This window comes from Sphingomonas crocodyli (assembly GCF_004005865.1).
Taxonomy (GTDB): Bacteria; Pseudomonadota; Alphaproteobacteria; order Sphingomonadales; family Sphingomonadaceae; genus Rhizorhabdus; species Rhizorhabdus crocodyli.
The window spans coordinates 538,565-552,632 of record NZ_SACN01000002.1 but is presented as its reverse complement, the minus strand read 5'-3'; the positions used below and the strand labels follow the sequence as shown (position 1 = coordinate 552,632).

Below are 14,068 nucleotides of genomic sequence, written 5' to 3'. Positions count from 1 at the left end.
AAAGAAAAAGGGCGGCCCCGAAGGACCGCCCTTAATCTTGAAAGCTATGCGCGGGCCTTAGAAGGCGCCGGCATAAGCCTCGTTGCCGACGAAGCCCATCTTCTCGACATTCGCCCGCTTCGTAACCGCGAGCACTTCGTCGACGACGACGTAGCGCGCCTGCGGATCGGGCTGCAGGTGCAGCTCGGGAACCGGGTTCATCTGCTGCGTGATGTCCAGATACTGGCGCAGACGGATGAGGTCGATCGCCGAACCGTTCCAGAAGATCGTGCCGGCCGGATCGATCGTGACCTTGTTCTTCACAGGGTCGACGATCGGCGGCGGCGCATCCTTGCTGTCGACCGGAAGATCGAGCTTCACCGCGTGGGTCTGGATCGGGATGGTGATGATGAACATGATCAGGAGAACCAACATGACGTCGATCAACGGCGTCGTGTTGATGTCCATCATCGGTTCGCCTTCGGCGGTGGCTGCTGCCATTGCCATCTTATCTACTCCTCGAAAGCGAGATCAGAGACGCGCGTTACCGCCGGGGGGCGGTTCCGAGATGAAGCCGACGCGCTGGAAGCCCGCGCGCTGGACCGTCACCATCGCACCGCCAATGCAGCGATACGGCGTGTTGACGTCACCACGGATGTGCACTTCGGGAAGTTCGAGGCCGGGAGCCGTCGGGCCACCCTGCTTGTCGATTTCCTTCTTGAGCTTGTCCACCGAGCGATCGAGCAGTTCCTGCGCGGTCACAGGCGTCTGGCCCCAATAGACCTCGCACGCGCCGTTCGGCGCAGCGCGGATCGAGAGCGCGACGTTTTCCGGCTTGGTCGTGGTGGCTTCGTAGCGGACGCTCGGAAGCTTCACGGGGACCGTCTGGATCACGACGGGAACGGTGATGAGGAAGATGATGAGCAGCACCAACATGACGTCCACGAGCGGCGTCGTGTTGATGTCCGACATCGGTGCGCCATCGTCGGATGGGCCGGCACTCATGGCCATCGTTTAGGATCCTATTCTCATTCGAGGGTCGCGCCGCCGGTCTGATGCCGGCATGAACGACCCTTCGTCCATCAAGTAGAAGGAGGAGGGGCGAGCCACGAGAGCCCGCCCCGAACCCTTGCTTACTTCTTGACCGGAGCCGCCGGAGCCGCCTTGACGACCGGCTTCACCGCACCGGCCGAAACCATGTAGCCGTGCAGGTCGGTCGAGAAGGCCGACAGCTGCTCAGCGACGACCTTGTTACGACGGATCAGCCAGTTGTAGCCGAGCACGGCCGGAACCGCGACGACGAGACCGATGGCGGTCATGATGAGCGCTTCACCGACCGGGCCGGCGACCGCGTCGATCGACGCCTGACCGGCAGCGCCGATCTTCACGAGAGCGCGGTAAATACCGATAACGGTACCGAGCAGACCGACGAACGGCGAGGTCGAACCGACGGTCGCGAGAACCGCCAGGCCGTTGCCGAGCTTCGAGTTGATCGCCGCCTGCGAGCGGGCGAGCGAACCGAGCAGCCACTCATGCTGGTCGACCGGATCGGTCAGCTTGGTGTGCTGTTCCTGAGCGAGCAGGCCGTCGTCGACGATCTGGCGATAGGCCGAATTGGCTTCGAGCTTCGCCTGGCCGTCACGCAGGCTCGGCGCCGTCCAGAAAACGGTGCGGGCCTTCTTCGCCTGGTTCAGGATCTTCTGCTGTTCGAACAGCTTGGTGAACATGATGTACCACGAAGCGGCCGACATGATCACGAGGATCGCGAAAATGCTCTGCGCAATGAGACCGCCCTGCTCGAGAGCAGCGCCGAGGCCGTAGGGATTATCGCCAGCATGTGGGGTAACCATGTGTGTCTTTCCTTATCTCGAGCTCGTTAAACTTTGTGGACTTCGCGGCCTCAACGGACGACCGGAGGCCGCCCGCTCAGGCCACCCGATTAATCGTTCGGAACCTGCCAACGGACCCGGTTCGAATAGGAGGCCGGCACGCCGGCACCCGAGCTATCCTTCGCGGGGCTGAAGCGCGCACGGCGCATCAGCATCTGGCACGCCTTGGTATCCAGCGACGGAAAGCCGCTCGACGACGTGACTTCGCAGTTGGTGACCTTGCCATCGGCGCCGACTTGCAGACGGAAGCCGGTGGTGCCCTGGTTACCAGCGCGCATGTCAGCCGAGGGATAATCCTCCGGCGTCACCCATTCGCCCGGCGTACCGCGCGGCTTGAGCGGCACGGCAGGAGCGGCGGGCTTCGGCGGGGCCGGCGGCGCGGTCGGCGTAATGACGACCGGAGGAGCCACAGGCACCGACACGATCGGCGGCGCGATGGTGGGAGCAACCTGAACGATGGGCGGCGGCGCCACGACGGGCGGCGGTTCGACCTTGGTTTCGGGCGGCGGGGGCGGCGGCAAATCTTCGGGAGGCGGAGCCTCTTCCGCGATGTCCACCACGTTGAGGTCTTTGGCGACCTTTTTGACGACGTTGAAAGCCAGACCCGTGACGAAGGCGTAGCCAATGACCGCATGGAGAACGATCACGGCCACGATCGACACGAGCTTGCGGGGGCTCATCGTCGGTTGATCAGCATAAGCCATTAAGGAAATGAACTCCCTAAAAATCCACGAGCGAAAACCGGTAAGTTCCCCAAGGCAACCTGCCGTGCGCCCCGCCCGTCCCGCCAGTGACGCTGGTATATTATTTGGCGAAGTGTGTCCTTATCGCGACAGTCCGACCGACGCAACAGCCCAAAGAGCAGCACGAGGCCGTTTCCGGGACGTGACGAGCGGCGTAACGACCGGTTATGAGAATGACGGAACCGCGCGGAGGAGCTGAATTTTGGCCATGAATTGCGATGTTGCGCACAACCGGAAAAGAAATGGCATGTTTATTGCTGCATTCGCGGCAATGTTAACGGTTACAGCGGTTGCGACACCGTTGTCAGCGGCGCCAATCCCCCTTTCCTCCCCCAGCTACAGCTATGCCGACATTGCCGATCTTGCGCTCGGCTCCCCCCTGGTCGCGGGGGTCGAAGTCGTCAAAGCGGAGCGATTGAAGGGTGAGCTGGCCCCCGGCCTGCAGCCCGGATTTGCCCGCTTTTTGATCACGGCGGGCACGAAAATGCTGCTTCGAGGGGCAGATGGCATGCCGGGCGTGATCACCTATCTCGTCGACGTTCCATTGGACGCGAAGGGCCGCGCACCGACGCTGAAAAAAGTTCGCGTGATTGTGCTCGCCGAACGCGTCGTCGGCAGGCCACAGGAGATTCGCCTCAGTTCACCGCATTCTCAGATCGCCTGGACGCCGGAGATCGAATCGAAGCTGCGTGCGATTCTCACCGAATCGGTCGACGGGAAGGCTCCGCCGCGCGTGACGGGAATCACCGGCGCCTTTTATTCGCCCGGCGCGATCGCGGGTGAGAGCGAGAGCCAGATCTTCCTGGCGACCGCCGACAAGCGGCCGATCTCACTGTCCGTATTGCGGCGCCCCGGCGAGCAAACCCAATGGTCGGTCGCGACCGGCGAGATCGTCGACGACAGCGCGACCATCCCGCAGCGCGACACGTTGATCTGGTATCGCCTGGCCTGCTTCCTGCCGAAGCGAATCCCCGCAAAGGCGCTCGCGCAGCTTTCCGACGGCGACGCGCAGGCGGTGCAACAGGACTATATTTTTGTGCTGGAACAGCTGGGCGCGTGTAACCGCACCATAAGATAAACCCTCAAACGCCGGGCGGCGGGCATCCGCCCGCCTTGGCTTCGCGCCAATAAGGCGCGGCGGCCGTTCGGCCTTGCGGAGCCCTTTCAGGCTCCGTTGTCAGCCGCGGGGAATCTGGCTGCTGAGTTCGACACCGACAGCGGCGCAATCAGGGTAAACATCGGGCTTGCTTGTCGAAACGCGCAAGCCCGTTACCCCCGCCCGCGCGCCGACCAGCGTATATATCTCGCGCGCGAGGGTTTCCTGCAGGTTGAAGCGACGCCCTTCGACGAGGCGCAGGATTTCGGTGCGCAGGAAATCATAGTCCCACGCGGCCGCGACTTCATCGACATCGGCGAAGGCGGCCTCGTTCAGCCAGACCTCGATCGTCACGAAAATACGCTGGGGCGATCCGATCTCGAATTCGTGAAAGCCGATGTCGACCGGCAGCGCAAAATCTTCCAGCAATATGCGCCGCGTGGTCGGACGCAGCGCGGGCGGGACGAGGCCGTCGAGAGAAGCGGGATCCAAGGTCAGGACTCCATGAACTGAACATCGCGGGGGAGCGAAAGGAATCGCTGGCCGCCATCAACCGCGATTGTCTGCCCCGTAATTGCGGGCGACGCGACAAGGAAGCGCAGCGCGCGCACGAGATCGTCGACATCGACGCCGCGGTGGAGCGCGTTCATCGCGTGGACCTTCGCGAAATTCTCGCGGCTCTGCGGGCCGGACACCATCGTCACCGACGGCGCGATCGCGTTGACGCGAATCCCCTGCGGGGCGAGCACCCGCGCCATGAGCTCGGACACGCCCGCAAAGGCCATTTTCGAGATGGTGTAGCTGTAGAAATCCGGGTTGGGCTGAGCCAGCTTCGCATCGAGCAGGTTGACGATCAGCGCCCCCTGCCCCGCCGGCACCGCCCGCGCGAAGCCGCGCGAGAGCAAGGCCGGGCCACGCGCATTGGCATTCATATGCGCGTCCCACGCCTCGGCCGTGAAGTCGTCGTGCGAATCGAGTTCGAACAAGGAGGCGCTGTTCACCAGCAGCGCGGGCGGCGGCATCCCCTCCAGCGCGGCGATGACCCGATCGGGGCCGTCGACCGTCGCCAGATCGGCCGCGACGACGCGCGCGCCATTGCCGATTTCGGCGGCGATCGCCTCCGCCTCCGCGACCGATTCGCGGCAGTGGATCAGGAGGGTCCAGCCATCCTCGGCCAGCGCACGGACGAAGCAGGCGCCGATCCTTTTGGCGCCGCCCGTGACGATGGCGGTTCTGCGGGAGCCGAATTCAGGCGTCATGCCGGCAAGCCTAGGGGACAGGCCGGAATCGAGCAAGAATGGGACGAATCAGACTTATCCACAGGTGATCCACAGCGAATCCACAAGGATCAGGCCTGCGAAGACGGTCTTGCCGTCGCCGCCTCGTGCCAGCGCGCGACCTGCGGACGGCCGGCGAGCGGATCGGGCATCTTGGTCGAGGCACCGAAATCCACCGCCGCGAGCGCCGCGATATCGGCGAAGCTGAAGCCGTCGCCGACCAGCCAGTCGCGGCCCGCCAGATGCGCGTCGATCCGATCGAGGCAGGCATTCCACATCAGTTCGCCGCGCTCGATCAGAGCGGGGATCTGCGGAATCTCCGGCCAGTCGCCCGAAATCGCCCGGCCCGCAAACGCCGCATGCTTGTTGCGGAAGGCGTAGGTGACGGGTGTGTAGAGATCGCTTTCGATCCGGCGAATCCAGCTTTCGACCAGCCCGATTTCCGTCGGATCGCGCCCGAACAGCGGCGGATCGGGGTGCAGCGCCTCGAAATAGCGGCAGATGCCGACCGAATCGTCGATCAGCGTGCCGTCGTCGAGCAGCAAAGCGGGCACCAGCCGGCGCGGATTGACCGCCGCATAATGGGCACTGTCCGTCTCCGCCTTGCGGAGATCGAGCGACTCGCGCGGGACTTCGATCCCCTTTTCGGCAAGGTAGATGCGGACGCGCCGGGGGCTGGGCGCCCATATGCCGTCGAAAAGCTTCATGGTTACTGACCCGATTTTGACTTGGATTCCGTCAATGACTCGCTATCTGCGCGCGCTCCACGCGTCCAGCGCCCAAGTTTTCGAAGGATAAGCCCCGCATTGATCGAATTGCTGCCCCTAGCCGCCGTGCCGCCCGTCGCGATCGAAAGCCTGCTCGATGCGGCCTTCGGGACGGACCGACACGGACGCACGGCGTATAAGCTGCGCGCGGGGGTGGATGCGATTCCGGGGCTGAGCCTGATTGCGGTCGAGGATGGCGAGCTGGTCGGTTCGATCCAGTGCTGGCCGATCCAGCTGACCGAGGCCGACGGCGACACGACCCCGCTGATTCTGGTCGGCCCGGTCGCGGTTCGCCCCGATCGCCAGCGCGACGGGATCGGCCGCCAACTGATGGACGCGATGATCGAGCGCGCCGACGCGACCGATCATGAGCCGCTCGTCCTGATCGGCGACCCCGAATATTATGGCCGCTTCTTCGGCTTCGACGATCGCGTGACCGGCGGATGGGCGCTGCCCGGCCCGGTCGAGCGGCGGCGGCTGCTGGCGCGGGTCCGCTCCGGCCCCGGCCTGCCGCAGGAAGCGGTGATGGGGCCGCGCGTTCCCGCCCCGGCTCTTGTCGAGAACCGCTGAGGCGGGCAAAGCGAACGGCATGCCCGAAAGCGTGCCCCCCGCCGACCTTGCCGGCCTCTCGCTGACCGAGATCGCCACGCTCGTCGCCGAGCGCAAATTGCCGCCGGTCGAGAAGTGGAATCCCACGCATTGCGGCCATAGCGACATGCGGATCGCGAGCGACGGCACCTGGTTTCATCAGGGATCGCCGATCGGCCGCCCCGCAATGGTACGCCTGTTCGCGACGATCCTGCGCCGTGAGGCCGATGGCAGCCATGTCCTCGTCACCCCGGTCGAAAAGCTGACGATCGATGTCGAGGATGCGGCCTTCGTCGCGGTCGAGCTGAAGACCGAGGGCGCGGGCAAGGCCCGTTCGATGGCATTCCGTCTGAACACCGACGAACTGGTCGTGGCCGATGCCGATCATCCGCTACGGATCGTGCAGGGCGAGGATGGCCCGCGCCCCTATCTGGCGGTGCGCGGCGGGCTGGAGGCGCTGATCGCGCGGCCGGTCTATTATGAGCTGATCAATCTGGCGATCGACGAGGAAGCCGATCCGATCGGGCTGTGGAGCGGCGACACCTTCTTCCCGCTCGACGGCGGCGAATGAGCGCGCTGGCCGATCGGCTGCGCGACGCCTTTGCCGCGCCGGCCGCCCCCCCGATCTACCACGATGTCGGCCCCGAATTGATGGGGACGACCGAGTTCGTGCCGGCCGCTGTGCTGGTGGGCGTGATCGACGCGCCCGCGCCGCGCCTGTTGCTGACGGTGCGCCACGCCGGGCTTCGCAAACATGCGGGGCAGGTCGCCTTTCCCGGCGGCCGGATGGACCCCGAAGATGCCGGCCCGGTCGAAGCCGCGCTGCGCGAGGCGTGGGAGGAAGTGACCCTGCCGACCGACGTCGCGCAGATCGTCGGCACCGCCGAACCTTATCGCACCGGCACCGGATACAGCATCACGCCGGTGATCGCGGTGTTGCCCGACACGCTGAACCTCGTGCCGCATGAGGCCGAAGTCTCGGCCATCTTCGAACCGCCGCTCGCCCACATGCTCGATGCCGCCAATCAGGATCGCAAGACCGTGACGGTGCAGGGGCGCGAGCGGGCCTTTTACGAGATTCTCTGGAACGAGTTCCGGACGTGGGGGGTGACCGCCGGGCTGATCGTGAACCTCAGCCAGCGCCTGCGCGCGGGGCTTGCCGCATGACGATTCTGCCGCAGGCCGAATGGCGCGACATGGCGGGGATCGACGCGCTGGTCGATGCGCTGGGCGCGCGCGACGGCGACATACGCTTCGTCGGCGGCGCGGTGCGCGACACGTTGCTGGGCATCGCGGTGAAAGATATCGACTGCGCGACCCGGCTGATGCCCGAGGATGTGAGCGACCGGATCAAGGCGGCGGGCTTCAAGGCGGTGCCGACCGGGATCGCGCACGGCACGATCACCGCGGTCATCCCCGGCGGCGTCGTGGAGGTAACGACGTTGCGCCGCGACGTTTCGACCGACGGGCGGCGCGCGACCGTGGCCTTCACCGATGACTGGCGCGAGGATGCGGCGCGGCGCGACTTCACGATCAACGCACTGTCCGCCGATCCGACGACCGGTGAAGTCTTCGACTATTTCGGCGGGGTCGCCGATCTCGACGCGCGGCTCGTGCGCTTCATCGGCGATCCGTTGCAGCGCATTGCCGAGGATCACCTGCGCATCCTGCGTTTCTTCCGCTTCCATGCGCGCTTCGGCCAGGGCGCGCCCGATGCGGAGGGACTGGCGGCCTGCGCCGCGCGCGCGAACGACCTGATGGCGCTGTCGCGCGAGCGGATCGCCGACGAACTGACCAAATTGCTGGGCGTCGCCGATCCGGTGCCGACCGTCGCCCTGATGGTCGATCGGGGGATTTTCCGCCCGGTGGTGCCCGAGATCGACGCGGACGGCGTCGCGCGGTTACGCCACCTGATCGCGCGCGAGGCGGCGGCGGGGATCGATCCCGATCCGATCCGGCGGCTGGGCGCGCTGCTGCCGCAAGATGCCGAAACGGCGGTGGGGATCGCGCAGCGGCTGAAGATGTCCAAGGCGATCCTGAAACGCCTCGAATCCGCGATGGGCGACAGCGCGCCGGCGCGTGCGCTCGCCTATCGGCTTGGGCCGGACGTGGCGCGCGATATCGTGCTGAAAGGCGACGGGCCGGTCGACGCGCTCGCCGCGCTCGACGGATGGGAGCGCCCGCCGCTGCCGATCAAGGGCGGCGATCTGGTAGCGCATGGATTGAAGGCAGGACCGGTCGTGGCCGGGACGCTGCAGGCAATCGAGCGGCGCTGGATCGAGGAGGATTTCCCCGACGCCAGCCGGGTCGATCAGATCACGTCGGAAGAGCTGGCGAAGGCGTTGCGCTCGGCCAGATAGAGATAGGCTTCGTCGGCGGGCAGCGCCTTGGCGAAGTGATAGCCCTGCGCCACGTCGCAGCCCAAAGCAATCAGGGTTTCGGCCAGTTCGGCGGTTTCGACGCCCTCGGCCGTGGTCGTCATGCCCAGCGCCGTCGCGAGACCCAGGACGGCGCGGACGATCGCGACCGAATCCTTGTCCTCCAGCATCGGCGCGATGAAGCTGCGATCGATCTTGAGCACGTCGATCGGCAGGCGCTGGAGATAGGCGAGGCTGGAATAGCCGGTGCCGAAATCGTCCATCGCGATGCCGACGCCCAGATCGTGGATCGCGCCGAGGACGCGGTTGATCCCCTGCGGATCGGCGACGATGCAGCTTTCGGTAAGTTCGAGCTTGAAGCGTTCGCCCGAAATCCGGCTTTCGACCAGAGCGGCGGCGACCGCGGCGGCAACGTCGTCGCGTTGGAACTGCACCGCCGAGACGTTGACCGACATATAGATCGGCAGGACATAACCCGCGCGCCGATCCCACGCCGCGAGCGTGCGCGCGGCGGCGCGCATCGCCCAGCGGCCAAGCTCGACGATCAGGCCCGATTCTTCGGCAACCGGGATGAACTCGGTCGGCGGGATGATGCCCTTTTCGGCGTGGACCCAGCGGGCCAGCGCCTCGAAACCCGTCACCTCGCCCGTGTTGAGATCGATCAGCGGCTGATAGGCGAGGGTCAGCTGATCCTGCTCGATCGCGCGGCGCAGCTCGGTTTCCATGCTGAAGCGATCACGCGCGGCGGTGGCGTCGCCCGACTGGTAGATTTCGGCCTGGCCCGACGTCTTGGCGCGCTTCACCGCAAACTGGGCGTTGCGGATGATCTCTTCGGCCAGCTCGATACCCGACGACATGATCGCGCAGCCGACGGCGCAGTCGATCTTGATCTCGAGATCGCCGAGGCGGATCGGGGTGGCGAGCGCGGCCTGCATCCGGCGCGCGGCGCGCAGCGCATCGGCGGCGCTGCCCAATTCCATCAGCACCGCAAACTCATCGCCAACGATACGGGCGAGGACATCGCCCGCGCGCAGCGTGGAGACGAGGCGGCGCGCGACCGTGATGATCAGTTCGTCGCCCGCCAGACTGCCGACGCCTTCGTTGACGCGGCTGAAGCGGGTGAGATCGACGACGAGGACCGCGAAGCCATCCCCCGTCTCCCCGAAAGCATCGATCGCGCGATCGACCCGCTCGGCAAAGGCCGAACGGTTGGGAAGGCCGGTGAGGCTGTCGCGGAGCATTTCCTTGCGCAGCGAGCGTTCCGATTCGACTTGCGCGGTGCAGTCGATCAGCGAGAGGACGCAGCGCGGCGAGGCCGATTCGCCGACGCGCAGGCGGGCCATGCGGACCGCGAAATGGCGGCCGCCGATGCCGGTGGTTTCCTGCATGTCGATCGCGCGATCATCGTCTTCGGACGCGAAGAAAGCGCGCAGAGCAGCGTTGAGCGGAAGCGCCAGGCCGCTGCACAGATCGGCATCCGCCAGCTCCGATGCGGCGAGCCGCATGTCGGAAAGCCTTAGAAATGCGGCATTTCTGGCCATGATGCGCGGATTGCCATCGATCTCCGCCACGATCGCGACGGCGACCGGAAGCGCATCGAGGAACTCCTGACGCTCGGCCGCGCGGGGGGTGTTGAGAAGCTGTTGGAGGGCGGGCGGGACCGGGAAATTGCCAAGGGACGGCGTCGCCTCGGGCGTCGCCGGCATGTCAGCAATTTTTGGTCGTGTCGCCCGCATGTCGACATCGATGTAACAGCCGACAGTTAACGCACTCTTTCCAGTGATTTAGACGATGGGGCTACGGGAAAGCCCCTAGCGCCCCATCCAACCTTTTATCCGAAGCGATTGTCCCTCGGGAAGCCGACTGGCGGCATGCGGCCCGCGGCGCCGCGTGCGGCGCGCCACAGCGAGAGATCGGTTTCGGTGCGGGTGCGGCCGGTATCGCCGCCCATCGCCCAGCTGAGCCCCGCTTCGAACCGGAAGCTGATCGCGTCGGACAGGCCGCCATCCTTATAGCGTTGCAGCGTGACGCCCTGCCCGCGCGCCATGCGGGGCAGTTCGCTCAAGGGGAAGATCACCATCTTCCGATTCTCGCCGATCACGCCGACATAGTCGTCGCCCGGTTCCGACGTATCGATCGCGTGGACGATCTTGAGCTTCGCCTTGTCCTTCAGGTTCACGACCTGCTTGCCCTTGCGGGTTTCGGCGACGATCTCCGCCATCTCCGCCACGAAACCGCGCCCGTCGGACGAGGCCAGCAAGAGTGCGCCGCCGGGCTTCGCGACGCTGAGCGCGACGATCTTCTGATCGGCCTCGATATCGGCGAACAGGCGCACCGGCTCACCGAAGCCGCGCCCGCCGGGCAGCTTGTCGGGCGACAACGTGAAGAAGCGGCCCGCATCGGTCGCCAGCAGCACCTTGTCGGTCGTCTGGGCATGGGCGGCGAAGGCGAAGGCGTCACCTTCCTTATATTTGACGTTGGCGATCTGCGCCTCGTCGACATGACCGCGCATCGCGCGGATCCAGCCGCGTTGCGACAGGATGATCGTCACCGGCTCGCGCTCGATCATCGCCTCGATCGGGATTTCGCGCGCCGGGGCCGCTTCCTGCACCAGCGTGCGGCGCGCACCCAAAGCGGTGTCCGGGCCGTAGCGCTTGTACATCGCGTCGAGATCGCGCTTCATCCGGGTGCGCTGGCGCGCGGGGCTCTCGATCAGCTCCTGCAGCCCCTTGCCCTCGGCATCGAGCGTGTCGCGTTCCTTGCGGATCTCCATTTCTTCAAGCTTGCGCAGCGAACGCAGGCGCATGTTGAGGATGGCTTCGGCTTGCCGATCGGTCAGCCCGAACTCCTCCATCAGGACGGGCTTGGGCTCGTCCTCCTCGCGGATGATCTGGATCACGCGATCGAGGTTGAGATAGGTGATCAGATAGCCGTCGAGCAGCTCGATCCGATCGGCGATCTTGGCGAGCCGATGCTGCGAACGGCGGATCAGCACCTCGAACTGGTGCTTGAGCCAGGCGGCGAGCACTTCCTTGAGGCTCATCACGCCGGGCGTGCGCGTATCGTCGAGCACGTTGAGGTTGAGCGAGACGCGCACCTCCAGATCGGTCAGCCGGAACAGGCTGTCGGTCAGCATCGTCGGATCGACGGTGCGACTGCGCGGTTCCAGGACGATGCGGATATCCTCATCGCTCTCGTCGCGCACGTCGGCGAGGATCGGCAGCTTCTTGTCGTTGATGAGCTCGGCGATCTGCTCGATCAGCTTGGCCTTGGGCACCTGATAGGGGATCTCGCTGACCACCAGATGCCAGCCGCCGCCCTTTTCCTGCACCGTTTCGACCTTGGCGCGGACGCGGAAGGCGCCGCGGCCGGTCTCATACGCATTCGCGATCACATCCTGGCTGTCGACGATGACGCCGCCGGTCGGGAAATCCGGACCCTGGACATGCTGCATCAGCTTGCGCGTGTCGGCGTGCGGATCGTCGATCAGCATCTTCGCCGCCTCGGCCAGTTCGGCGACATTGTGCGGCGGGATCGACGTCGCCATGCCGACCGCGATGCCGGTCGCGCCGTTGGCGAGCAGGTTGGGGAAGAGGCCGGGGAAGATTTCGGGCTCTTCCTCCTCACCATTATAGGTGGGGCGGAAATCGACCGTGCCTTCGTCGAGCCCGGCCATCAGATCGCCAGCCGCCGCGGTCAGCCGCGCCTCGGTATAGCGCATGGCCGCGGCATTATCGCCGTCGACATTGCCGAAATTGCCCTGCCCGTCGACCAACGGGTACCGCAGCGAGAAAGTCTGGGCCAGGCGGACCATCGCGTCATAGACCGACTGATCGCCATGCGGGTGATACTTACCGATCACGTCGCCGACGACGCGGGCGCATTTCTTGTACCCCGAAGCCGGATCGAGCCGCAGCAGCCGCATCGCCCACAGCAGGCGACGATGGACCGGCTTCAGCCCGTCGCGAACGTCGGGCAGCGAGCGCGCGGTGATCGTCGACAGCGCATAGACGAGATAGCGATCGGAGAGCGCGCTATCAAAGGGGGTGTTGCGGATGCTGTCTTCGGGCAGCTCGGCGGTTTCGGTCATATGCTAAGGTCTAGGGGGCGCCGCTTTCCGCCGCAACCTCCGCTGCCAGCCATTCGCGGAAGGCGCGTATCTTGGCGGTGGCGTGGCGATGTTCGGGATAGACGAGCCAGAAGCTGGCATCCGAACCGACGAAGGGGAAAAGCTGGACGAGGCGGCCGGCCGCGACCTCGTTCACCCAGAAGCGCGGGGTGAGCATCGCCACGCCCTGCCCCGCCATCGCGGCCATGCTTTCGATCACCTGCGAATCGACGTGGATCGAGCTTTTGTCGAAATCCGGCCCGACATCGACCTTCATGTGCGCGAACCAGGCGCGCCACCAGATATCGTCCGAGTTGAGGCGCAGCACCTTCAGCAGATCGGCGGGCGTATCGAACGGGCCCGCTTTCTCGATAAAGGCGGGGCTGCACATTGGCGTATATTCGGCCGGAAACATCTCGATCGCGCGCAGGCCGGGCCATATGCCCTGGCCGATGCGCACGCCGACATCGACCGAATCGCGCGCGAAATCGACCAGTTCGTGGGTGGCGAGCAGGCGCACCGCGATGCCGGGGCGCGAAATCTGGAAGCGGGCAAGGCGGGGGCCGAGCCAGCTGGCGGCGATGCCGGGAGCGGCGCTGATCGTCAGGACGCCGCCTTCATCCTCGCGCACTTTACCGAAGGCCTCGTCGAGCAGGTCGAAGGCCGACGACACTTGCGGCGCGAGCCGCTGCCCCGCCGGGCTGAGCGCGACGCGGCGGCCGTTGCGGACGAACAAGGGCGTGCCCAGCCGCTCCTCGATCAGCTTGATCTGATAGCTGACCGCCGCCTGCGTCATCGCCAGTTCCTCGGCCGCGCGGGTGAAGTTCAGGTGGCGCGCGGCGGCTTCGAACACGCGGACGGCGGCGAGCGGGGGGATCTGACGGGCCATGAGATAAGTATAGCTTATGTGCTCTATCCGACAACCGATTGGCGATCGCCCGAAGAAAGGCATAACTGGATGACCGTCAGCTGCGGGACAGCTTATCAGCGACGGAGGGTGAAATGGATCGGAACGGGAAGCAGACCGGCGGCGAAAGCCGGTTCGCGATCGTGCGGCGGCGGGTGCGCGACGGGATCAAGTGGTGGGCCGAACATCAGGCCTGGCCTGCGACCGAGGAGGTTCGGATCGAGCCGAAGAAGCTGCGGTTTTGATCGCTACATCGCCGTCATCCCCGCGAAGGCGGGGACCCATCCAGTCTCTCCGCGAGAGAAGGCACTGGATAGGCCCCCGCCTTCGCGGGGG

The 14,068-nt window shown here is 65.7% G+C and carries 16 protein-coding genes; 6 read left to right on the top strand and 10 right to left on the bottom strand.

Going from position 1 to position 14,068, the window contains the following annotated elements; translation table 11 throughout:
- Positions 1–57: 57 nt before the first annotated feature.
- The 4 genes from EOD43_RS17260 to EOD43_RS17245 form a co-directional block, all read right to left on the bottom strand.
- Positions 58–486 carry an ExbD/TolR family protein gene (locus EOD43_RS17260; RefSeq protein ID WP_127745265.1) on the bottom strand — a complete coding sequence of 143 codons (429 nt, stop codon included), beginning with the start codon at positions 484–486 and terminating at the stop codon, positions 58–60.
- Between the two features lie 24 nt (positions 487–510).
- Positions 511–990 carry an ExbD/TolR family protein gene (locus tag EOD43_RS17255; protein ID WP_127745264.1) on the bottom strand — a complete coding sequence of 160 codons (480 nt, stop codon included), beginning with the start codon at positions 988–990 and terminating at the stop codon, positions 511–513.
- A gap of 122 nt (positions 991–1,112) precedes the next feature.
- On the bottom strand, positions 1,113–1,829 hold the full coding sequence (locus EOD43_RS17250) for a MotA/TolQ/ExbB proton channel family protein (RefSeq protein WP_127745263.1): 717 nt from the start codon (positions 1,827–1,829) through the stop codon (positions 1,113–1,115).
- 89 nt (positions 1,830–1,918) lie between these two features.
- The gene (locus EOD43_RS17245) at positions 1,919–2,572 is read right to left on the bottom strand and encodes an energy transducer TonB (protein WP_127745262.1); all 654 of its coding nucleotides are present in this window, start codon (positions 2,570–2,572) and stop codon (positions 1,919–1,921) included.
- Between the two features lie 247 nt (positions 2,573–2,819).
- On the opposite strand from EOD43_RS17245, the gene EOD43_RS17240 reads away from it, so the two are divergent.
- Positions 2,820–3,689, top strand: a complete 870-nt coding sequence (locus tag EOD43_RS17240) for a hypothetical protein (RefSeq protein WP_240653315.1) — start codon at positions 2,820–2,822, stop codon at positions 3,687–3,689.
- A gap of 99 nt (positions 3,690–3,788) precedes the next feature.
- Here the strand turns inward: EOD43_RS17240 and EOD43_RS17235 are convergent, their stop codons facing one another.
- The 3 genes from EOD43_RS17235 to EOD43_RS17225 all read right to left on the bottom strand — a co-directional run bounded on the left by EOD43_RS17235 (position 3,789) and on the right by EOD43_RS17225 (position 5,691).
- Positions 3,789–4,199 (bottom strand): dihydroneopterin aldolase, encoded by a 411-nt coding sequence (locus EOD43_RS17235; protein WP_127745260.1) that lies wholly within the window; start codon positions 4,197–4,199, stop codon positions 3,789–3,791.
- Positions 4,200–4,201: 2 nt separating this feature from the next.
- On the bottom strand, positions 4,202–4,966 hold the full coding sequence (locus tag EOD43_RS17230) for an SDR family oxidoreductase (protein ID WP_127745259.1): 765 nt from the start codon (positions 4,964–4,966) through the stop codon (positions 4,202–4,204).
- 89 nt (positions 4,967–5,055) lie between these two features.
- On the bottom strand, positions 5,056–5,691 hold the full coding sequence (locus EOD43_RS17225; RefSeq protein WP_127745258.1) for a glutathione S-transferase family protein: 636 nt from the start codon (positions 5,689–5,691) through the stop codon (positions 5,056–5,058).
- Positions 5,692–5,790: 99 nt separating this feature from the next.
- Here EOD43_RS17225 and EOD43_RS17220 point away from each other — a divergent pair, with 99 nt between their 5' ends.
- The 4 genes from EOD43_RS17220 to EOD43_RS17205 are packed head-to-tail and all read left to right on the top strand — an operon-like array spanning position 5,791 to position 8,699.
- Positions 5,791–6,321, top strand: a complete 531-nt coding sequence (locus tag EOD43_RS17220; RefSeq protein WP_127745257.1) for a GNAT family N-acetyltransferase — start codon at positions 5,791–5,793, stop codon at positions 6,319–6,321.
- Between the two features lie 19 nt (positions 6,322–6,340).
- A complete protein-coding gene (locus tag EOD43_RS17215; protein ID WP_127745366.1) occupies positions 6,341–6,910 on the top strand; it encodes a DUF1285 domain-containing protein in 570 nt (189 codons plus the stop codon).
- Complete coding sequence (locus EOD43_RS17210) at positions 6,907–7,506, top strand: CoA pyrophosphatase (protein ID WP_127745256.1); 600 nt, start codon at positions 6,907–6,909, stop codon at positions 7,504–7,506. Before EOD43_RS17215 ends, EOD43_RS17210 begins: the two co-directional genes overlap by 4 nt.
- The gene (locus tag EOD43_RS17205; RefSeq protein ID WP_127745255.1) at positions 7,503–8,699 is read left to right on the top strand and encodes a CCA tRNA nucleotidyltransferase; all 1,197 of its coding nucleotides are present in this window, start codon (positions 7,503–7,505) and stop codon (positions 8,697–8,699) included. Before EOD43_RS17210 ends, EOD43_RS17205 begins: the two co-directional genes overlap by 4 nt.
- On the opposite strand, the gene EOD43_RS17200 is transcribed toward EOD43_RS17205, so the two are convergent.
- The 3 genes from EOD43_RS17200 to gcvA all read right to left on the bottom strand — a co-directional run bounded on the left by EOD43_RS17200 (position 8,651) and on the right by gcvA (position 13,714).
- Positions 8,651–10,423, bottom strand: coding sequence for a putative bifunctional diguanylate cyclase/phosphodiesterase (locus EOD43_RS17200; RefSeq protein ID WP_240653292.1), 1,773 nt, complete (start codon positions 10,421–10,423; stop codon positions 8,651–8,653). The genes EOD43_RS17205 and EOD43_RS17200 overlap by 49 nt on opposite strands.
- A gap of 125 nt (positions 10,424–10,548) precedes the next feature.
- The gene (parC, locus tag EOD43_RS17195; protein ID WP_127745253.1) at positions 10,549–12,807 is read right to left on the bottom strand and encodes a DNA topoisomerase IV subunit A; all 2,259 of its coding nucleotides are present in this window, start codon (positions 12,805–12,807) and stop codon (positions 10,549–10,551) included.
- A gap of 10 nt (positions 12,808–12,817) precedes the next feature.
- Complete coding sequence (gene gcvA, locus EOD43_RS17190; protein WP_127745252.1) at positions 12,818–13,714, bottom strand: transcriptional regulator GcvA; 897 nt, start codon at positions 13,712–13,714, stop codon at positions 12,818–12,820.
- Between the two features lie 113 nt (positions 13,715–13,827).
- Here gcvA and EOD43_RS23705 point away from each other — a divergent pair, with 113 nt between their 5' ends.
- Positions 13,828–13,977 (top strand): hypothetical protein, encoded by a 150-nt coding sequence (locus tag EOD43_RS23705; protein ID WP_164857292.1) that lies wholly within the window; start codon positions 13,828–13,830, stop codon positions 13,975–13,977.
- Positions 13,978–14,068 lie beyond the last annotated feature (91 nt).